Raw genomic sequence first — 21314 nt, 5'->3', positions numbered from 1 at the left:
CCAACGACTGGTTCACTTCCGAAAAATCGCGAGTCCGCCTCCCACGATCCAGGCATCGGATTCGCGTCCATCCGTTGTGACCCAGTAGCGTCCAAACCCGGTCAACCGCGCGTGCGGCGTCCACCAAAAGTGGGCACCCACTTCGGGATAGATCGACGCCATGGTCAGATCGTATTCGGTGTCTTCTTCACCGAGTTCATCGGTGGATCCATCCTCGTCGTTGTCGACTCCGTCATCGTCCGCATCAACCGTCTCCCAGTTCATCCCCAAGTAGCCACCGACTCCCACGAAGGGCGCCAATCGAGTTGGGGTCTGAAGACGCAAACCGGTGTCGAGGCCAATCGAAGCTTGATCCCAGCCCGCAGCACCTGATAGCGAAAGCCTTTGGGTGAGGTAGGAGGTCAGGTAGTTTTCACTGCCTACGTCCGCGACAAAACCGCCGCCCGAATTTGACCGATACGCGGCACCAGCGGAAACGTAAGTGCCCGAGGCACCATTCAAGAACCGTGCGTCGCTGGCTTGTTTCACTTTGCCAATCGGATCCGACTTGGGAACGCCTTCGGCATACTTTTTCGCGTATTCTGGATGCTCCATCGCCCAACGTGAGTGCGTCAGACCGGTTGGCAACCGACATCCCGACGACATCAGCCAGGCACTGCCAGCCATGAGCCACACGAAAGAATGCAGAATGGGTTTCACAAGATCGTCGTCATTTGCTCGATAAAATTCTTGTCGCCAGGATGGTTCACCCTCCGCGGTATCAAACCGCTTCCCCCCAATGCAACCCGAGTCATGTGGCAAAGACTCCCGACCTGTGGAGAGAATGATGCACATGCAGGGCACACAGCGTGGAAGCCTATGCCAATTTCCGATCACCCCCAGTAATAGCGACCATGATCACTCGTCCTCGCCAAACGCTCAGCACGTTCATCGTTTTTACTTTCGTGCTGACGTGCCTGACCAGTCCCACCGCGAATGCACAACAGACCAGCGTTGATCACTCGGATCGTCATGAACGCTCGATCGAACGCGCCCAATCCAATTTGCGAGCCGATGAGTCTGGGGCCGCGAGTCGAGAGGTCGCATTGGCGGATGCGTTGCTCCGCGGTGGCAAGGCGGACGAGTCCATTCCTCACTATGAAAACGCGATCAAACAATCGCCTGACATGCGGCCATATCTTTGGCAGTACGGCATCGCTCTCTTCTTTGCCGGGCGTTTTGATGATGGACGGGAATTGTTTGAAGCTCATCGACGCGTGAACCCCAACGACGTCGAAAACGCGGCATGGCACTTTCTCTGCGAAGCCAAAGCCAACGACATTGATTCGGCTCGCAAGCTGTTGTTGCCTGCTCCGGGCGACCGCAGAGTTCCAATGTCAGAGATCCTCGATCGCCTACCAGGTGGAGATGCGACGAAAATCGAAGCGGCGGTGAACGCGATCGATCATCCGATGTCCAAACAATCCGCTCGTTTCTACGCCGATTTGTACTTGGGTCTGATCGCGGATGCGGAGAACAAACCAGACGAAGCTCTGCGATTCATGACGCGGGCGGCCGAGACACCAATGACCCACTACATGGCCGACGTGGCCCGTGTTTATGCGGACCATCTGCGGTCTTCGTCCAAACCCAAAGAACGTTAGAGCACGCCACTTCGCATCCACCGCCGCCGCCCGAAGGTGGTCCACGATAGCGTCAACCTTGTTAATCCGCTGGCCTATGTCGGTGTTGGTTCGGGCGCCGGTTCAGGGAGGATAGCTTCGTCCAACCGATGCCCGCAACGATCGCAGTGGACCGCTCCGGATCGATGGTTTGACAAACCACACTGCGGGCACGGATGATACTCCGCCGCGGAAGCAAGCTTGCCAGACAACTCCGCGCTGACAAACCCGGTTGGAACAATGATCAAAGAGTAGCCGAGCAGAATCAGAGCGGCTGAAATGATCTTGCCAATCGTTGTGTGAGGCACAACGTCTCCGTATCCAACCGTGGTCATCGTCACGATCGCCCAATACATCGCTTGCGGAATCGAAGTGAATTCGCTGTCGTGGTATTGGCCCATCAACACCGTTTCGATCTGGTACATGAGCGTGCCACTGATCGTGACCGCGACCAAGACAACCGCCAAAAAGACAATGATCTTTTCGCGTGATTTCCAAACCGCATCCGCGAGCTCATCGGCCTGGCTCATCATCCGCCAAAGCTTCAGCACTCGAAAGACTCGCAGCAAACGAACGCTGCGAAGAATGACAAATGACTTGGCCGACCTGCCAACAAAAAGGGTCAAGTAGCTTGGCAAAATACTGAGCAGATCGACGACGCCCCAAAAGCTAAACGCGTACTTCAGCGGATGCCGTACGCAGTACAACCGAAGCGCATATTCGATTGTGAACAGGATGGTGAGAATCCATTCGGCCACCCAAAATCCAGTCGCAATCGAACTAGCAGGTTCGGTCGAATCCGGACTCCGTTGCAGGTCGTACTCGGGGACTGTCTCCAGTGACACCAGCACAATGCTGGCGATGATAGCGACCAACAACCCGATATCGAAACCTCGACCGAGTGGTGAATCAGCCTCGAAGATCACATCGTAGAGCGTCTGCCGCAAACCGGACTCGGCGGGACGCTGGATCAATCGACGCCGCAACACTTTCTCGGTCGCGGCACTCATGTCATTTGAGGACCGCGAGGAACGTGAATATCACATCGCTGCTCGATGATTTCCAAGTGATGCAGCAGATGACCAGCGGTCACCCACGCCATCCCTCGGACGCTGATCCGATTGCCATCCACCGTGCCAACGTTGTCCCAAGCTCGCGGATTGATTCGCCGCAGCAATGTGGTGTTGGCTTGCCGGCAGTACCCCAGTTCAGAAATCAGCTCTCGCATGTTTCCCAACCCGAAGCGTGCCGCGGCGTAAGCGTTTTCATCCCACGCCGGCTGGTTGCCTTGATCTCCCGCCGCAATTCGCAGCATTCGATCGCCGCCAATTCGCTCCGCATCAACGCAGTGCTCGACCACCTGACGAATCGTCCAAGTGTAAGGCTTGTGAACCTTGTCGATCTGTTCTGCCGAGAGACTACCGGCCAACTCGCAAACCCAATGCAGTTGGTCATCCATGGCCTGAAGAACGCACTCGCCAGGAACACGACTGGCGAGTTCGCGATGGTAGTCGAGCGACAGTTCATCTTCGCCTGGCCGGCGACTTTTAGAACGACTCGCGGCAGCACTTGCTTGCATCAGTTTTCAAACTCAATGACTTGGAGGTCAGGATGATTCTCAGCCAACGTGTCGATGACATCGAAGCCGATGCTGGTGTTGGCAACGTTCATGCTCTTGAGATTTGGAAGCTTTGCCAACTCAAGGAAACTGTCGTCGCCAAGTTGCGTCCCAGCAACATTCAACGTTTTCAACTTGGTCATTTTCATCAGCACGGGCAACGATTGATCGGTCACCGAGGTGGACTTCAAATTCAACTCTTCCAAGTTGACCAGTTCGCCGAATGCCTCCAACGTCGCATCGTTGGTTTTGGTTTCCCAAAGCCCAAGGTAAGTCAAACCTGTCAATTTGCCCAACTGAGCGATGCCTTCGGGAGATGCCAAACGGCATTCCGAAATATCGACGTGCGTCACGGCAGGCAATTGAGAGATGACTTCTAAACCTTTGTCGTCGACCGAAGAATCGCGAAGTTCAAATTTTGCAAGAGCCTTGTTGTTGGCGATGTGCTTGATGCCTTCCCCGGTCACGTCACAGCCACGAATTCGCAGATGTGTGAGTTTGGACAGTCCCTTGAGCTCCGCCATCGAGGCATCGTTAATCTTGGAATAGTCTCCCTGCAGTCGCTCGAGTGTGGGAGTCTGGCCCAGCATTTTCATCGTTGGACCATTGATCGTCGTGCAGTAGTTGAAGTTGATGTACTTCAGCGGCAGCGGCGCAAGCTTGACCAATCCTTCATCAGTCACCTTGGACTTTTCCAACTGCACATCGGCCAATGTTTTGATCTTGGCGAGCGGGTCCATTCCGGCATCGCCGATGTTCGTGTTCCGCAAATCGATCGCTCGCAGCTTGCTCAAACCGGTGAGCAACTCCAAGCCCTCATCGGTCACGCCGGTACGACGCAGAAACAAAACTTCGAGCGTGTTCATCTTGCCCGCTGTTTCAATCGTCCGGTCCGTGATTGCGGTGTCCGACAGTATTAAGCGTTCCAGTTTGGTAAGCGAAGTCAGGTTTTCCATTCCCGCATCATCAATGCCGGGACCGTTGAAGGTTGCGATCAACGTATTGGGAATGCCACTGAGGTGTTGCATCGATTCCTCGATGCCACCCTTTTGATTTGCGATGGAAAACTCCACAACATTGCCGTCATCGTCTTTCGTCAGGATGTAGCCGGCTTCCGTCAATGCGGCCACCGCTTCGGGATCGTCTGGCGTTACTTCCGCAGGAACGCTGACCACCGTTTCCTCAACTTCAGGCGTCTTCGATTCCGCGTCGGAGTTGGAGCGGGAACAACCGGTCAGCGTCAAACCACCGAGAAGCAGTCCGGTCAAATACAAACGATGAAGGGTCATGAATCGTGGACTTGGGAAAGAGAGCGAATTCAGTTTCATTTTGGCGTGAGGCGATTGGCCTCGGAATAGGTGGGGATGGCTTAACAGTCGGCAGCGACTGGGGAGGTCCTGCATTCTAGCGTCAATTGACTTCCACTTCTTCCCCTACTTTTTCCCCAATGCCCGCTTGGCGGAGAAGAACTCGGTTAATAAATGGCCGCACTGTTCTGCCATCACCCCGTGCGTGATTTCGCAGCGATGGTTGAGACGAGAATCTGTCAACACTTCGTACAAACTCGTCACCGCCCCGGCCTTGGGATCGCTGGCCCCAAACACAACTCTCGGCACGCGAGCCTGCAGGATCGCACCGGCGCACATCAGGCAGGGTTCGAGCGTCACGTACAACGTGGTTTGCTCCAGCCGCCAATTTTCGATCGAAGCGGCCGCTTGGGTGATGGCGATCATTTCGGCGTGAGCCGTGGGGTCATGCAAGGCTTCGCGTTGATTCGCCGCGGCGGCAATCGCCGATCCCGACCGCACAATGATCGCTCCGACCGGAACCTCGTCTTCCATCGCGGCAGACTGAGCCATCTCGATCGCCCGCTGCATCCAGTGACGATCGATATCCAACGGATCCAAACTCATGGGTTGCCCGCCGGTGTCGTCTCAGAGGTTTCTTTTGCGGACGCATCGTCACCAGCGGTGCCGGCCAGACTGCGGAACTCAATCCCTCGAACTTCGCTCTCGCACTGGAAATTGGCGATCCCCACCGGCAGACATGGATCCATCTCGATCCGGATATCGAACGTGTGCTCGGATCGGTTCACGCTGCTCCACTCTAAGTCATCGATCCAGACCGTGACGTTCTCTTCGTCGACGCGTGCTCGAATGTTGTACCACTGCTTGTTTTTGAAATCTTTGTAACTGGTCGTTTCATTGCTTGAGGCATCGTTGCCGTCGATGCTGCTGATTCCGACGACACCGCCACCCCAGCCGCCCAGGACAAAACTGCAGTGCTCTTCGCCAACAGGAAATGTCACCGCGGCAAAGAAGTCAAATCCATCGGTCCGACGGGCTTGCAGTCGCAGCTCGTAGTTTTCTTTCGGAAACTCACCAGTCCAACGGATTCCAGTCAGCGGGTCGCCCATCCCCAGACGGAACAGTTTTCCGTCCGCCGGACGCTTCTCGGCCACACCCTCGGATTTCTTCTTCCAATTTTCTCGCGTGACTTCGCCGTCGCCACCAAAGTGAGCATCCTCCCATTTCCCCGCCAAAGGACGCCATTTCACGTCTAATTTCCCCGCTTTTTCCGCGGCCGGAGCGTCTTCGGCAGCAGCAGGGGGAGTTTCCGCGGACTGGCAAAATGCGGAAGATGGGACAAGTGCGAGCACGAGAGTCGCGAAGAATGCCCGCGACGCCGGAAACGACGCCAGATTGATCGAAGGAGTGGATTGCTGACGCACGATAGAGACCTTTAGCAAACGAATTGTCGTAGACGCCCATTGTCCTCGCGAGAGCACCGCTGATGCAACCGGTCACCAAACTTCGACTGCTCGGCTTTCGATTGGCTGTGATCGCGTTGGCCGCTTACTGGACCGCCATCTTTATCGGCACCCATCTGCCGAAGCTGCCCAAGTCTCTGCCGTCGGTGAATGACAAGGTGATGCACTTCACGGCGTTCTTCGGGCTGGCGACGCTGCTCTGCTATTGCACGACCTCCACCCGGGTGTGGCGTCGGTTTTCGATCATCGTGGCGATGTGCTTGGTGTACGCCTGCGTTGACGAATTGACGCAATCGCTCGTGCGAGGCCGACATTCCGATGTGATGGACTTTCTAGCCGACGCCGCTGGAACGCTGACGGCCGTGATCCTGTACGCGACTGTTCGCTGGGCTTGGTTCAGCCATCGTCAATCGTCTGATCCAGTCCGCTCGCCATCGGCGACTTGAGCGATGAACGACGCTGCATTCGAGCCGATGCTGGCTCTCGCGCGCTAACTGTAGATTGCAAACAGAATCGGGAACCCGATGCCGACAATGGTGTGCAGTGTGATTGCGAACCAATATGGGCCGGGCGACTTCTCTCGCTCGACAACCATCTTGTCCGCTGCCCAACCGAGCATGGCGCAGCCGGTGAACAGTTCCAGCCCAATCAGCAGCAACGCGAAAGCGGCGAAGACCAACATCATCATTTCTTCTTCGCCCGCCGCTTGGCTTCGAGCAATCGCTCGGTGTAACTGGTCGGAGAAGACTCATCGCTGCCACCTGAAGTCGACGCCGGCCGCGATGCGTTCGGAGCCTCACCAGATCGTCCCGACGACGAATCCAACCCAGCAATGTCGGATTCCTTCGATCCGCCAATGTCGATCGACTCAGGTTCAAACCGTGGGCTGGCTCTTCGCTGCTTGTTGACGTCTTCCTTGGTTTGACGCAATTGATCCAACCGCGCGACCGTTGCCGTCTCAGGCTGGGCTTCGCCGATCATTTGCTTCCACCAAGACTTCAAAAAACCGAAGCGAATGGCGACGCGTCGAACCAACACATCGGTGAAGAACAACACGCACGCCGCCAGCACAAACCAGGGCCACGCATCACGAATGCGACGTGCCAACGGCAAGCCACCTCGGAACGTGTCCCGCGACAGCAACGCGTCGTCAAGGACAGCTTCCAAAGGCTCAGTCACCAAGCCAGCTTCGCCACCATCGGGTCTCATCGAAGCCAACTGTGCGATCAGTGTTTCGTTCGTTTGGCGATACCGGAACTCCTCGCTGTACGGCACGGTGACTCCCGTCGACAACGGTGCATTGCCTTGTCCGGGTATGACATTGACAAAGTACGTTCCTGCTCGATCGATCGGGAACGAACCCTCATAGCGTCCCGGTGCGGTTTGCTCCATTTCCAACATCAACGGTTGCAGTTCGGGATCTAGGACCGAGCCGCCGACTTCCAAGAAGTTGAGGAAGGAATCATCTTCGCCAAGCGCGGTCACGATCACATCGACCATGTTGTCTCGCACCTGCGTTGCCAAAGAGAATTGGCCGGTGTCGCCGGTGGGACGCATCAACCAACGCACCAACTGCGAATGCAATTTTTCGTAACCGGGCCATCCCGTCCACGCGTTGGTCCAACGTGCCCCGGCGTCGGTTGTGAGCACAGCAGAACGCCCCAGACCATAAGTCCAAGTCGCTAAAATCGTCGCGTTTTCGGGTGTACTGGGTTTTGGCGACTGAGCGATCACCTGAACGAGCGGACTGTCTTTGACCTGGGTCATGACAAAACCGGTGATCGGTGGCAACGAGTCCACCCCGTCGACCACCGGGTGCGGAAAAATGATCTGCGGCGTGACGCCACCCGGTGGCTCATAGATCAACGGGCGAGTCACCCGGCGGGCTTCGCGTTGAAAAATCCCCGGCAATGCTCGACCAGATTTCACAGCGTAGTATTTGCCACCGGTCGCCCGAGCGATGTCTTGCAAACGCCTGCTGTCAGACAACCCGTGTGACTCGACCGCAACGGTGCTGATCGTGATGCTGTTGTCCTTGAAGGCTTGGATGACGCTGTTGCTGGGCGGTCCCGGGTCACCGTCGCTGATGATGATCAGGTGTTTGACGGATGCATCGGTGCGAACCAATCCGGTCACCGCCATCCGCATCGCCGGATCGAACTCGGGCATGTCACCTGGCGTCATTCGACCGACCGCGGCCAACATCGCGCGGCGATTGGGGCCGACTTCCAACATCCCCTTGGATCCGCCCCACAACCACTTGTCGCCGTTCATGGTCCAGTGAACCACTCCGGCTTTATCGGCGCTGCCGAGTTGCTCGATCGCGGCAATTGAAATCTGCTTTTGCCAGTAATTCCCCTGAGCCATTTCGCTGGCGTGCATGATCAGAGCCAACGCCCCTACACCTTGCACCTTGGTGTTCTTGATCTGAAAATCAACCGGCATCGCCTTTTCGAGCTCCGTGCCGGTCCAGCCACCTGCACCCAGCGATTCCGGTCCGCCAATCATCAGCAACCCGGCCCCGAGTTGCTGAGTGTTGCGGACCAACATTTCGATTTGGTCATCGCTAAACGACGTGATCGTTTGAGTCGTCTCGCCGGACACTCTGGCCACACCAGCCAAGATCACCGCATCGTAAGGTTGCAACTCCGCCAACGATCCAAAGAGCTGCGTCGTTGGCATCGGCGTCACTTCGATGTTGGAATCACGCAACGTTGCGATCAGCAATTCGAAGTCGCCAAGGTCCTCCGGCCCGTGAATCAACAGCACACGACCTTTGCCGCGCACGTAGGTGTACCCGGTCGCGCTGTTGTTCTGCGTCAGCGAGTCATCCTCGTCTTCATCCGCGATGAACTCAGCTTCGTAGGTGTAGGCCGCCGGTTGATCGATCTTGTGCTGCAGCGGAAACACATTTTTTCCCGGTTGCAGCTCGACGGTCTGCTCCAGCAACAATGCTTCTTCGCCAGCAACTTTTTGCTTGACCCTCAGTCGCCCCGACACGGGTTTATCAGGGTCGGTCGACTTGGCACCTTGGCGGTCGACCACAATCCGAGCTTCGAACGGTTGGCCTTTACGAATGTTGGTGGGCAAATCGATCTTTTCGACCAACACCTCTCCGCCGGCTTCTTTCAGAACCGGAACCACATCGATTCCGATTCCGGCGTCGACGATGCGGCTGCCGATCCGGCGGGCTTCGCCCATGTTCTCGTTGCCATCGGTCACGATCACGATGCGACGTGACGTGTCCTCGGGCATCGATGCCTGAGCAAGATTGAGCGCCGTTTCCAGGTTGGTCGCGTCAGTACGTTCGAGCAAACTTTCTAGACGACGGATCGGTGGCACGTTGTCGTCGTATGGCGGAATCTCGATCATCGCGTCTCGACCGAAAACGATGATGCCCGCTCGATCGCCTCGCGTTGCATTGCGGTGCCGACGAACCGATTCGATTACGTAGTCGAGCATCGCCGTTCGTTTCGATGACGGGATGCTCTCGCTTTGATCCAGCACGTACATGACCGTGACTCGATCGCTGGTCCAAACCAGTTGAACTCCGGCCAGAGCGGCAACGATCGCTGTCCAAACGACGGTCCGTACGATCAAAGCAAACACGCGTCGCCATGCACCCAGCACTCGCAGATGCGACCATCCCATCCACCACAGCAATGGCAACGCCATCAACCACCAAAGGTAGTCGGGCGATTCAAAACCGAGGCGAAAAGGAAATGTCACGTCAGAGCCCTGTCTGGCTGAGAAAGCGATATGGCTGAAGAAGCGATCTTCCACCCGCGATGTCGCGGCTCTGCCAACCGGCTCGCCGTCACATCCCTCGCTCTATCATAACGCAGGATCCAACCGCGGGGTCCCGCGGTTTCGACGCCAATTCGCCAAGTAAACGGTTTCGCTCAAACCACCGCCGGCAAAGTCTCGATCGTGGGCCGATCAAACAGCGGGATCAGAAGGAACGGGCTCGGCGGTCGCTGCTTCAGCCGCTTCGGGTTCCGTCTCGGTTCGGTCCCAAAACGTCAACGCAAAGACGACAAAAATGATCGCTGCCATGATCGCCGGCGACAACCAAAAGTCTTTCCATTGCCCCATTGTTTCCGCCAGAATCGCTGCATCGAGTCCTTCCGGCAACGCTCTCGAAAACATCTGCGTGAACGTCTCCAGGAACGACAGCGACGCTGATTCGCCGCGAGCGTCGGCCAATGCTTCCACGTAGGTCGGTGACGAAGTGACCTGTTGGCCATATCTCCCGAACGTGAGGTCAAGAGGAATGAAGCCGAACAGGTTTCCGCCCGCCATGATTCGGTAGCCGAAGAACATCCCGACACCTTGAGTCAAAAACACCAACAACCCTTGAGCTTGACCGCGAATGCCAAGCGGAGCCTTTTGGTCGGTGTACATGAATCCCGTCACGAAGAAGAAGTCATAGCAAATGCCGTGCAGCGCCACCGCGGCAAGCAACATCCACGTGGTTTGATCCGGGGCTCCGTAGGCGAACAAGGCATATCGCAACACCCAACAAGCCATCCCGACCAGGATCATCACCTTCACGCCCAGGCGACGGAAGAAGAACGGAATCAACAACATGAAGATGATCTCGGACATCTGACCAATCGTCATCGTCGCGGCGGGCTCGGCGAATCCCGTTTGGTTCAAATACGTCGCGGTCATGCCGTAGTAGTAGGCCAATGGAATGCAGATCAACGTCGAGCAAATCGCGAAGATCAGGAAGTTCCAATCCTTCAGCAACGTGAAGGCATCCACCATGAACAGCGATCGCATGTCCATCGGCTTGCCTTTGAGCGGCGGTGGGGTGTGCGGCAGAAAGAAACACAGCACTCCCAAAGCCAAGGAACTGAAAGCACCCAACCAAAAGATGTTGTATGACGACGACCAACCAAAGATCCCGACGGTCAATCCAGCCGCGATCCATCCGATGGTGCCCCACACGCGGATCTTTGGAAAATCGTTCTGGCTGGGAATGTTCGAGAACGCGATCGTGTTCCCCAGCCCGAGCGTCGGCATGTAGCACAGCAAGTAAGCAAGGATCATCCACACCAACGTTTTTCCGGCGGTGTTCTCTTCGGCTTGGGAAGCACTGAACGCTTCCGCTTCATAAGTCCCCGCGGCTCGCATCGCATCCGCGGTCTCATTCGCGAACGCCGATGCATTCTCGGCCAAACCCGGTATCAGCAGCATGATGCCGCCACCCACCAGCATCAGCATTCCCATCACGCGTTCACTGGCAAAGAAGCGGTCGGCGACCAGCCCCAGAAACAGCGGAGCAAAGATTGCGGCGATAGGCGCCGCCTCGTAGGCACCACCGATGAATGCTCCCAACAAATTCGAATCCATCGCGGCGGACAAACTCGCAAACCAAGCTCCCCACGCGAAAAATTGAAGGAACATCATCAACGACAACGAAGGAACGATCCAACCGGCGGCGGATTTAGAATTGGATTCTGCGTCTTGCATAGGAGTCGGCACTGGGAAACGAGGCAGGTGGTTTCGAGGTGGGCTGTCCGGCCGCAATCGTCACGTTGGGCGAGGTGAAATCGCACGACAGCGAACGCGGATCGGCACATCTTAAGTCAATTCACCCAAGCCGTGTTTTCACTCGGCAGCAGTTTGTTGGCCATCGAAGCGATTGATTCAACCATTCCCGCGTCGGAACTTTCGGAGTGTCTTGAACACAAATCAAATTCAGCGACCCAGCGGTTCCGTACCAACCCAACTTGCTAGCGAGCGGCGCATCTCAATCCCTTGTCGATGCATCCCCAAACGCGCGATGAGCACATACCAAACGCCGGGCGGCAACGCTGCTCGCGAACAATTTTTTGAGCGAACGGGTTGGACGGAAACAAAACGTGCGCCCCACATCAGGTGGTTTGTTGCCACCACATGTGCCGATCGCATTAAACTACGATCGCGATTGTTGTCTCACTCCCTCCTCCTTCCGCCCCAGGAACCGCGTCGTGTTGTTTGTCCCTATCTCAACCGACGCCCCCATTTATCACTGGCCGATCGCCACAGTCAGCTTGATCGTCGCCAATGTGCTTGCCTTTGCCGTCTGCGTGTGGGGATTGGTGACCGGCAACATCGAACTCGAAACGATGGAACGTTTCGCGTTGTCCTACGAGGCGATCAATCCGATCCAGTGGGTGACCAGTGCTTTCCTGCACGCTGGCCCGTTTCACCTGATGGGCAACATGTTCTTTTTGTGGGCGTTTGGCTTGATCGTCGAAGGCAAGGTCGGTGCGTGGAAGTTCTTGCTGATCTATTTGGGAATCGCCGTCGGCGAGTGTGTTGTCGAACAGTTGATGATGCTGGTACTCGTCGGCGAAGGCTATTCGCTGGGTGCTTCCTCCGCCGTCTTCGGCCTGATGATGATCGCCTTGATTTGGGCACCGGAAAACGATGTCGAGTGCGTGCTGGTCTTTGGTCTGTTTCTTTTCATCCGAGCACTGGCATTCGAGGTCAAAGTCGTCACTCTCGCGATGCTGTTTTTGTTCCTGCAAGTCGTCGAGATGTTCTTCGCCGGCTTCTCGGTCTCGTCAGGATTACTGCATATGCTCGGCGCATTCGTCGGTGCACCCATCGGCCTATGGATGCTGCACACCGGCCGTGTCGACTGCGAGAACTGGGACGTGATCTCTCGCAACGAGTGGCTGCAGGAATACGAGTGGCTCTGCCCGCCTTCGCGGCGCGAAGCCATCCAGCGTGAAGCCGCCATCGCCTACGATCCGGTGGCAGCGGCCTTGGCGAGCAAGCATTCCCAGGTCGATGCCAATTCCACGTACGCTCAGCAACAATCCGCATCCTCCAAACAAACAAAACCCAAACGCGGCTTTCTTGGCAAAAGAAAACGTGGTGCCAATGACGCAGCGGCTGCCGCGCAAGCAGCCATGACTGCGTCTCAGGCACACCCTGAATTCAATCGCTTGTCGATGCTGCTTCGACAAGCCATCGCGAGCGGTAGTTTGAGTGTTGCAAATTCGCACTTCGCTCGATTAGATCAGCTTTCCATCGCGAGAGGATTGTCAGACAAAACCCTCTTTGATCTGGCAAAGCTCTATGCGGCCGCCAAACAGTTCGTCCCAGCCGTGGGGCCGTTGCAGATCATCGCAGACCGTGATGGAGCGTTGTCAAACGAGGCACGACTGCGATTGGCTCAGATTCAATTGAAAGTCATGCGCCGCGCCGATCTCGCACAGGACTCTCTGAATCAAATCCATGTTGACGAGAAAAAATCGAGCGAGTCTCACCAAAAGGTGATCACCCGCCGGAACCAACTTCTCGCGATGTGTCGGGCGGCTGCCACACCTCATTGATCTTTCGCTAAGACTCAGATCAGCTCCGCATTCCTGACGTGGTTGCCCCAAACATTTGATCGCTACGTCAAACCGAAGCCGCAAGAGCATTTTGAGCTGAACAATTCCCTGCAAATTTTTGCGGTCATCTCCGTTTCACGGAATGCCGATGACAACGAATGGCGTATTTTGACGACGAGGTCAAGTTTGTCGCGATCGCGGACAGGACGCAGCGGGATCAAAACGAGCCGTTCCATCGAAAGCGCAGCCTGGCCAAATGAACTGCGCCACGGGTGGAAGCAGGATCGCTGGCCACAGACGAGTTTCACAAACATTGCTTCGAATGGAATCGGATCATGCCACCGAAAGAACTGATGGACTTGTTGAACAGTCACCGCGAACAAAACATGCGGCCCCTGTTTCACAGTGCTGAGGTCCGCTTCAAAGCTGGCATATCAACTGCGGAAACAACAAGACTTCAAGTCGAGAGTCAAGATATCCGACGCAATGCCGAACGAGCATCCGGGCAGGGTTCGCAGGGATCCCAGGAACAAAACGGGTTTGTTGTCCGCATGCTGGAGAGCGCCACCGGTGTGAGTGCGGCAGATCTGAAGGCATTTCTACCTAGCGTGCTGGACCCAAGCATCCTTTCCAACGTCGCCCCGTTCGTTGGGATCGTCCGCTCGGGCGAGCGACTGATCCAACACATTCGCGATTTTTACGGAACGGTAGTGCAGCGTTACCGATCCATTCGCGCTGTTGCGGCACTTCATGGCGGCAACGCGAAAGCGGCCGGGGAGGCAGTCAAGAAGATGCTCCAGAAAGCACTGGTGGCTGGCGCGCTTGATATTGGCAGGACGGCCAGCCAGTTCACGGTTGGCCTCGCCTCGGCTTGCATCGACGGCGGCATGATGGTGAATTTGGTTGCCAGCGTGCAGAAACTGATCCAACGACTTGTCTTGATCGGCTTGGACATCTCCGAACGAAATGCGGCGATGCAGTGTCTTAGAAATGGTGTGTTTAACCGGGATGTCTTCAAGGCGTCTCCGTTGCTGGGCTGTTACTACCTGACTTGTTCCAACACATCGGACATCGTCGGCTTGCTGGCCGCTCCCGGTGGCGACGAAGACTGGATGAGCAAGGTCGAAAAGTCAAAGAAGTACATCGATCCTCTGCTCGCGTCAGCTCGCGAACAAATTCAGAAATCCAGGCTTGAGGTCGTCGGCATTCCTTGTGGTCTCGTCAAAGCCGCTTAGCAGCATGTTGATTTTGACTGGTGCTGCCTCCATATAGCGTCACCCGCGACCGGCGTCTTGCGGGGAAGTGCACTCGGCAATCACCTGCCTAAAACCCTGTCGCCGACGGAGCCTCTCCGTCGGCATGAGCGCAACCCACCGCGGCAAACGGTGGGGTCACTCAGCGAGCACGAGATCGCAAGCTTGCAGATGCCTGCTGTATCGCGGGGTGGTATTGCCGACGGAGAGCCTCCGTCGGCTACGTCATTGCGCATGGTGCCGGGCACCACCTGGATCGCCGTTGCAATCGGCTGATAGCGAAGACATACTTTGAAAGGTTCTACTATTAGTTGAGTGCCGGCTGCTAGAGAACCGGGCTCACCTCGGCTACCTGGCGAAACGCGTCTTCCATTGCTTGCTGGCCTCGGTCTTCATCGGCATCAGAAAAGCGACATTTTTGAGTGTGCGGCCATGAACGGAGCAGTCATCGGTTTCAGTGTCGTCGTTGGGCTCATCGCCGGCGGGCTGGTCTGGTGGATCAAGCGTTCCATTGCAGGCGCGTTGCTCGTGCCAGTCCTCGCGGTGGGCTTTGTGGTGCTGACTCTACCGCCAGCTCCCGTGCCGCTTGGACCGCCACGAGACCTTGCGAGACCGGAGCGGTTGTCACCCAAAGTTCAGAACAGCTTGCCAGCAATGGCTCAGCTATCAGCCTTTCGTCCGATCGAGGTTCCCGACAAAGGCTATGTCGCTTCTGACGCATGCATCGAATGCCACCCACAGAACCACGCGACTTGGTTCGATTCCTATCACCGCACGATGACGCAAGTTGCCGATCCAGAGGTTCTGCTGGGCGACTTCGATGATGTGAAGCTGTCTGAAAACGGACGCAACTACCGCTTAACAGAAGGAAGTGATGTTTGCTGGGTCGAGATGCTTGATCCTGCTGCCATACCGGGAACAGCGGCGGCACTCCAGCGAGTCCGAAGTCCCATTGTGATGGCGACCGGATCGCATCACATGCAAGCGTATTGGTTTCCCATGGGCGTGCAACGCACTTTGGGCATTCTGCCATTTGTCTTTTTAAATGAAACACAGGAATGGGTCCCGCGATCAGCGGCGTTCCTACAACCAGCTGAACAGGGTGTTTCGCACGAAATCGGCCGTTGGAATGCGGCCTGCAGCCAATGTCATTCCACGCACCCTCAAAAACGCGAAATGAGCGTCGGCGAATGGGATACGCGAGTGGCCGAATTTGGTATCAGTTGCGAAGCATGCCACGGACCGGGGCAAAAACACATCACCTACCACCGAGAGTCGACCGACAGGAACGCCGACGCCGTCGCCTTGTCGAACGATCCCATCGTTAATCCCGAAGCACTGTCGCACGTTCGATCGTCACAAGTTTGTGGCCAATGTCATTCGGTGATGACCCTCAAAGGCGACCCGGAGAGAATCAACATCCACGGCGTCTCGTACCCACCAGGATCTGATCTGCGTGAGTCATTCGATGTTTGGCATCTCCACAGCCCGGAGATGAAGGAGCTGCTAAAGAATGAAGCCATTCGCGACCGCGTCGTCCGCACCAATGAAGGAACGTTTTACTCCGACGGGATGGTTCGCGTCTCGGGACGAGAATACACCTCACTGGAACAATCAGGCTGCTTTCAACGCGGTGAGATGGGTTGCCTGACATGCCACCAACTTCATCAATCCTCCGACGACACACGCAGTCGCACTGATTGGGCCAACGACCAATTGAAGCCCACTGCAATCGGCAACGATGCCTGTCTTCAGTGCCATGATCAACAGCAGTACTCAACATCTCATACGCATCACGCGGCGGATTCAGTCGGATCAAATTGCTACAACTGCCACATGCCCCACACCGCGTATGGACTGCTCAAAGCGATTCGCAATCACACCATCAGCATCCCGGATCTGAAACAGGACCTGGCCGCCAAACGTCCCAACGCATGCAACCAATGCCATCTGGACAAGACATTGAAATGGACAGCAACTCATCTGAGCGACTGGTATTCGATCGATGCACCGGAACTGGACGCTGACCAATCGGAAGTCGCGGCTTCCATTTTGTGGCTGCTGAAAGGCGATGCCGCCAACCGGGCGCTCGCGGCATGGACGATGGGCTGGTCGGACGCACAAGCGACATCAGGAAACAATTGGCAATCGATCTACCTCGCTCAACTTTTGAACGATCCGTATCTCGCGATTCGACTGATCGCCCGACGTTCGTTGCAAACGCTACCGAGTCTCGCTGAATTGAAGATAACGCCGCTGGGATCGGATGCGGAGCGTGCAGATGCCATCCAGTCCATCATCGCGACCTGGGACGAGGATCAACATCCCAGCAATCCAGCGTTGTTGCTCGGCCCCCAAAACGCCGTCGAAACGGAGCGAATTGATTCGATCATGAAACAGCGAGACAACACGCCGATGACGCTGACTGAGTAGGGGAAGTCGGTTGCATCTCGCGAACATTCCACATCACCCCCAAAAGTGCCTAGCACCTTACGGTGCCCTGGATGATGGTGAATCTGGTCGCCAGAGTGCAGAAGCTGATTCAACGATTTGACTTGATCGGACTGGATATCTCGGAACGACATTCAGCGATGAACTGCCTGAATCCTTGTTGCCGACGGAGGCTCTCCGTCGGCATGAGCGCAACCCATCGCAGCAAACAGTGGGGTTCCTCAGCGAGCACGAGGTCGCGAGCGTGCAGATGCTGCTGCATCGCGGGGTGGTATTGCCGACGGAGAGCCTCCGTCGGCTACGTCATTACGCATGGTGCCGGGCACCATCTGGATCCGATCCAGTCCATCGTTGCAATTTGGGACCAGGATCAACATTCCGCCAATCCAGCCTTGTTGCTCGCCCCCCCCAAAACGTCATCCAAACGAACCGGATCGATTCGATCATGAAACTGCGAGACGACACGCCAATGACGCTGACTGAATAATGGAAGGCGGTTGCATCTCGCGAACATTCCACATGATAGAGGTTGTTCAGGTTTAGATTCCGTGCTCGCAATGTTGAATTCGCCCTCATGAACGCAGTTCGGGTCTGTCAATTGCCAAGCACGAATAAACGACGCGACCACGCTGCGTCACATGTGCCGACGGAACATTTGGAGGCAACTGTTCTACTCTCGCGCAATCAACCGGATGCAAGCTAGCAAGTGTAGTCACAGCGGAAGCACCTTACGCAAATTTTGAGCAGATCAATTTTCGCGTTTTCAAGCGACTGGACACAGTCGGTGATTCGCCGAGTAAGGTATTCGACACCTTGCGAAGCGGTTGTAGAGAAACGTCCCGGCGAAGACATCCTTCGGGATCTGACTGGCGCCTTAGAAAATTGCTAATGCCAACAAACTGGGTTAAGTTAGGACGCGGACCGCCATTTTTCCTAAACAATCGGATCTTTCCCCATGCTTATCCGCATCATCGGGTGTTTCCTGGCCTATCACCTCGTCTGTTACTCAGGCCTCCAAGCAGCAGCGATAGCAACCTTCGATTTTTCTGATGCGGCAACTTGGCAGGTAACGCTAGAAAGTTCAGGCGACGCAAATAACCTGGGAAGTGCCTCTGGCGATTCAATTTCTATCGACAAGTCTTCTGGATCTGGAGGAGCTAGAATAACGGTCGACTTGATCGGCTCCATTTCCACCATCGGATTCGAAGACATTGTGTTGGAATTCACGGGACTAACTTCAGGTCAAAATTGGAATGGAAATTTGTCGAACCCCGTCGCATCCAGCGATGGACTGTTGATCGTAGGCTCTGGCATTTCTGTAAATGCGAATAGCTCAAACGATATTTCCGGGACCGCTGCTGAGACCGATTTCTTGAGCGGAGCAAGTTTCCCAAACGCAAATTTCGCTGGATCAGCGTTGGCGGATTTTACCTTCGAAGACACATTTGACGATTCGACTATCTCTGATCTCACGTTTGTCCTTCAAATTAACTCAAACTCCGAGGAACTAACGCTGTCGGGAGTAGGTATCTCTGGAACTGCGATTGCGATTCCAGAACCGGGGACGGTTTCGTCTCTCGCCTTGGTTGCGTCCTCGACAGTTTTGATGCGGCGCCATCGATCCAGACCCCGGATCCGAAAAATCTGAGCATCGCCCATAAGCGCTTCCCTCCCACTCCCCCTCACCGCCAGACGCTGATGACTGGCAGTCCTGCGACGGTGGTTCCCGTTGTGGGTGGGCCGTAGATGGTTGGGTTGGATGGGGCTAGTTCGGTGGCCCGCATTCCTGATTGCAGTGATGAACGTGGACGTTCTCTGGTTGCCAGCGATGCTGCGGCGACTTGGTCAGCTCCAGTGGTGATCGGCTGGATCGGTGCGTTGGAGTCGATCGGACGCAGACGCGATGCGATTTCTGGGCGGATGTTGGATGTCGACGCCAGCGATTGTGCTTGAGGTGCCAACTGGCCGACCGGTTCGTACTGGACGACTTGATCGTTCTGCATCCGCAACGTTCGCTCGGGAACTTGAACGAGCTTGGTTTCTGGTTCCCATTTCACTCGGGTTTCGGTTTGATGAACAACCTCCGAGCGTGCTTCCCAGCGGGTTTCGGGGACATGCCGGTAGGCCACGGTTGGCTGACGGAACGGGTTCCAACGGCCTTCCAAATGCGGACGCAACATCATCGTGGTCACAGGAACGTAGGACGTGCGAGCAACGGGTTTGGTCTCGACTACCGCCTTGGGCGTGTAAACCGTTTGCTCGCGAGTCTTCATCTGGACTTCGCTGACCGGACGCTGGACCTGGCGAATTTGCTTCCGGTACACGATTCCGGTCGCTGGATCAGCGTGCAATTCACCGCCTTCCTGAGCGGTGACCGACGTGGTCAGGGACATCGATGCCCCCGCAACCAAAACGCCAACAATGAACTTGTTCGTCCGATTGGAATTCCGCATGACAATCCTTCGTCTGCAGGTGGGATCGGGCATGGCAAGGCCGCCCCAAGAAAAGTAGTTTGCCGAGGTTAGAATTCGGTGGCACGCTCACCGCCCTTGCAGTCAAACTTTTGAAACCCCGAGAAGCCCTCCATGATCACCCCGGATATTTTGCCTATCTTGCGTTGTCCCTCAAGCGGCGGTCAGCTCACACTGGCGGACGAATCCCTCATTCAGAGGGTCAATCAGGCGATCAGCGACGGCACCGCGCGTGATCAATTGGACGAACGCGTGACAGACCCAATCGAAGGCGGATTGGTCAATTCTCCAGCCGATCGACTGTATCCCATTCGCGGCGGAATCCCGACATTGATCGTCGATGAAGCGATTGGGCTGACGGGAATCAGCGAAGGGGAGTGAAGACCTGAGCGGCGTTTGGAGCTCAGAGAAAAAGATGCGAGAGTATTCAAACATTAGCCGCAGTGCGTTAGCACCGGTTTCCACAACGCAACCGGTTCGAACGGATACCGACTCGGCATCGACGGACTTGGAAGTCCATCGTACGGTCGTCGAGCGTCAAAACTGTTTGTGACCGATCCAATAAAAAAGCGGAGCCACTGGGACTCCGCTTGCTGAATCATTTCATCGTGAATTCGGCGATCAGCCGGTGATTCGTTTGGCGAACAATGGGCCGCCGTACTGAGCCGCGTCGCCCAACAATTCTTCGATGCGAAGCAATTGGTTGTACTTGGCCATGCGGTCACTACGACTTGCCGACCCAGTCTTGATTTGGCCAGTCGACATGGCGACGGCCAAGTCAGCGATGGTCGAATCTTCGGTTTCACCACTGCGGTGGCTGCTGATCGAGGTGTAACCGTTGCGATGAGCGAGTTGAATCGCGTCGATGGTTTCGGTCATCGTTCCGATTTGGTTGACCTTGATCAGGATGCTGTTGGCGATCCCTTCATCGATACCGCGTTGCAAACGCTCAACGTTGGTGACGAACAAATCGTCGCCGACCAGTTGAACCTTGTCACCGATCTTGGTGGTCAGCTTCTTCCAGGTATCCCAGTCGTCTTCGTCGCAGCCGTCTTCGATGCTGCAGATTGGGTACTTCTCGCACCAATCGGCCAAGAAGTCGACCATTTCATCGCCGGACATTTGGTTGTTGTCCAACGAGTACTTGCCGGATGACTTGTCGTAGAACTCAGTCGAAGCCGCGTCCAAAGCGATCCAGACTTGTTCGCCAGCTTTGTAGCCCGCCTTGTCGATCGCGGTCATGATCACATCGAGGGCTTCTTGGTTGCTCTTCAAGTCAGGTGCGAAACCGCCTTCGTCGCCAACCGCGGTGCTGTATCCCTTTTCCGACAAAACCTTTTTCAGGTTGTGGAAGATTTCGGTTCCGCAGCGCAGTGCATCGCTGAAGCGTTCGAAGCCCAATGGCATGACCATGAACTCTTGGATGTCGACACCGTTGTCGGCGTGCTCACCACCGTTGATGATGTTCATCATCGGAGCGGGCAACATGCGAGCGCCAGCACCACCGAGGTAGCGGAACAAAGGCTGGTTGGTCGAAGCGGCAGCCGCGTGAGCGACGGCCAGCGAAACGCCGAGGATCGCGTTGGCACCGAGTTCTTTTTTGTTGGGCGTGCCATCCAGTTCGATCATCGCTTGGTCAACCGCAGCTTGATCGGTTGCGTCCATGCCTTCCAGGGCATCGGCGATCTTCGTGTTGACGTTTTTGACAGCGGTCGTGACGCCCTTGCCCATGAAGACGGACTTGTCACCGTCTCGC

18 protein-coding genes are annotated in these 21314 nt (G+C 56.0%); 7 read left to right on the top strand and 11 right to left on the bottom strand.

Annotated features, from left to right (window positions below; translation table 11 throughout):
• Positions 1 to 12 precede the first annotated feature (12 nt).
• On the bottom strand, positions 13 to 666 hold the full coding sequence (locus RE6C_RS03285; protein WP_008653833.1) for a hypothetical protein: 654 nt from the start codon (positions 664 to 666) through the stop codon (positions 13 to 15).
• A gap of 227 nt (positions 667 to 893) precedes the next feature.
• Between RE6C_RS03285 and RE6C_RS03280 the strand changes: the two genes are divergently transcribed.
• Complete coding sequence (locus RE6C_RS03280; RefSeq protein ID WP_008653831.1) at positions 894 to 1643, top strand: tetratricopeptide repeat protein; 750 nt, start codon at positions 894 to 896, stop codon at positions 1641 to 1643.
• 74 nt (positions 1644 to 1717) lie between these two features.
• On the opposite strand, the gene RE6C_RS03275 is transcribed toward RE6C_RS03280, so the two are convergent.
• From RE6C_RS03275 to RE6C_RS03255, 5 genes are all read right to left on the bottom strand, one after another.
• Positions 1718 to 2671, bottom strand: a complete 954-nt coding sequence (locus RE6C_RS03275) for an ion transporter (RefSeq protein WP_008653830.1) — start codon at positions 2669 to 2671, stop codon at positions 1718 to 1720.
• Complete coding sequence (locus tag RE6C_RS03270; protein ID WP_008653829.1) at positions 2668 to 3240, bottom strand: DinB family protein; 573 nt, start codon at positions 3238 to 3240, stop codon at positions 2668 to 2670. Before RE6C_RS03270 ends, RE6C_RS03275 begins: the two co-directional genes overlap by 4 nt.
• Positions 3240 to 4568, bottom strand: a complete 1329-nt coding sequence (locus tag RE6C_RS03265) for a leucine-rich repeat domain-containing protein (protein ID WP_236617912.1) — start codon at positions 4566 to 4568, stop codon at positions 3240 to 3242. The genes RE6C_RS03270 and RE6C_RS03265 overlap by 1 nt, the downstream gene beginning before the upstream one ends.
• 144 nt (positions 4569 to 4712) lie before the next feature.
• The gene (tadA, locus tag RE6C_RS03260; RefSeq protein ID WP_008653827.1) at positions 4713 to 5192 is read right to left on the bottom strand and encodes a tRNA adenosine(34) deaminase TadA; all 480 of its coding nucleotides are present in this window, start codon (positions 5190 to 5192) and stop codon (positions 4713 to 4715) included.
• Positions 5189 to 6010 (bottom strand): LamG domain-containing protein, encoded by an 822-nt coding sequence (locus tag RE6C_RS03255; RefSeq protein ID WP_008653825.1) that lies wholly within the window; start codon positions 6008 to 6010, stop codon positions 5189 to 5191. The genes tadA and RE6C_RS03255 overlap by 4 nt, the downstream gene beginning before the upstream one ends.
• A gap of 62 nt (positions 6011 to 6072) precedes the next feature.
• Here RE6C_RS03255 and RE6C_RS03250 point away from each other — a divergent pair, with 62 nt between their 5' ends.
• Positions 6073 to 6495 carry a VanZ family protein gene (locus tag RE6C_RS03250; RefSeq protein ID WP_008653821.1) on the top strand — a complete coding sequence of 141 codons (423 nt, stop codon included), beginning with the start codon at positions 6073 to 6075 and terminating at the stop codon, positions 6493 to 6495.
• A gap of 44 nt (positions 6496 to 6539) precedes the next feature.
• Here RE6C_RS03250 and RE6C_RS03245 read toward each other — a convergent pair whose 3' ends face one another.
• The 3 genes from RE6C_RS03245 to RE6C_RS03235 all read right to left on the bottom strand — a co-directional run bounded on the left by RE6C_RS03245 (position 6540) and on the right by RE6C_RS03235 (position 11527).
• The gene (locus tag RE6C_RS03245) at positions 6540 to 6737 is read right to left on the bottom strand and encodes a hypothetical protein (protein ID WP_008653819.1); all 198 of its coding nucleotides are present in this window, start codon (positions 6735 to 6737) and stop codon (positions 6540 to 6542) included.
• A complete protein-coding gene (locus tag RE6C_RS03240; RefSeq protein ID WP_039961066.1) occupies positions 6734 to 9778 on the bottom strand; it encodes a VWA domain-containing protein in 3045 nt (1014 codons plus the stop codon). The genes RE6C_RS03245 and RE6C_RS03240 overlap by 4 nt, the downstream gene beginning before the upstream one ends.
• A 210-nt stretch (positions 9779 to 9988) precedes the next feature.
• A complete protein-coding gene (locus tag RE6C_RS03235; RefSeq protein WP_008653816.1) occupies positions 9989 to 11527 on the bottom strand; it encodes a nucleoside permease in 1539 nt (512 codons plus the stop codon).
• 500 nt (positions 11528 to 12027) lie between these two features.
• Between RE6C_RS03235 and RE6C_RS03220 the strand changes: the two genes are divergently transcribed.
• From RE6C_RS03220 to RE6C_RS03200, 4 genes are all read left to right on the top strand, one after another.
• Positions 12028 to 13383, top strand: a complete 1356-nt coding sequence (locus tag RE6C_RS03220; RefSeq protein ID WP_039961069.1) for a rhomboid family intramembrane serine protease — start codon at positions 12028 to 12030, stop codon at positions 13381 to 13383.
• Between the two features lie 335 nt (positions 13384 to 13718).
• On the top strand, positions 13719 to 14618 hold the full coding sequence (locus RE6C_RS03215; RefSeq protein ID WP_236617911.1) for a hypothetical protein: 900 nt from the start codon (positions 13719 to 13721) through the stop codon (positions 14616 to 14618).
• 450 nt (positions 14619 to 15068) lie between these two features.
• Positions 15069 to 17069 (top strand): multiheme c-type cytochrome, encoded by a 2001-nt coding sequence (locus tag RE6C_RS03210; RefSeq protein ID WP_236617910.1) that lies wholly within the window; start codon positions 15069 to 15071, stop codon positions 17067 to 17069.
• Between the two features lie 973 nt (positions 17070 to 18042).
• Positions 18043 to 18735 carry a PEP-CTERM sorting domain-containing protein gene (locus tag RE6C_RS03200; RefSeq protein ID WP_039961061.1) on the top strand — a complete coding sequence of 231 codons (693 nt, stop codon included), beginning with the start codon at positions 18043 to 18045 and terminating at the stop codon, positions 18733 to 18735.
• Between the two features lie 34 nt (positions 18736 to 18769).
• Here RE6C_RS03200 and RE6C_RS03195 read toward each other — a convergent pair whose 3' ends face one another.
• Positions 18770 to 19540, bottom strand: a complete 771-nt coding sequence (locus RE6C_RS03195; RefSeq protein ID WP_008653798.1) for a hypothetical protein — start codon at positions 19538 to 19540, stop codon at positions 18770 to 18772.
• A gap of 132 nt (positions 19541 to 19672) precedes the next feature.
• Here RE6C_RS03195 and RE6C_RS03190 point away from each other — a divergent pair, with 132 nt between their 5' ends.
• Complete coding sequence (locus RE6C_RS03190; RefSeq protein ID WP_008653797.1) at positions 19673 to 19939, top strand: Trm112 family protein; 267 nt, start codon at positions 19673 to 19675, stop codon at positions 19937 to 19939.
• Positions 19940 to 20179: 240 nt separating this feature from the next.
• Here the strand turns inward: RE6C_RS03190 and eno are convergent.
• Positions 20180 to 21314: phosphopyruvate hydratase (gene eno, locus RE6C_RS03185; RefSeq protein ID WP_039961060.1), on the bottom strand; the 1135-nt coding region annotated here is incomplete at its 5' end.

This window comes from Rhodopirellula europaea 6C, assembly GCF_000338295.1.
Classification (GTDB): Bacteria; Planctomycetota; Planctomycetia; order Pirellulales; family Pirellulaceae; genus Rhodopirellula; species Rhodopirellula europaea.
This window is presented reverse-complemented; position numbering and strand designations above follow the sequence as displayed.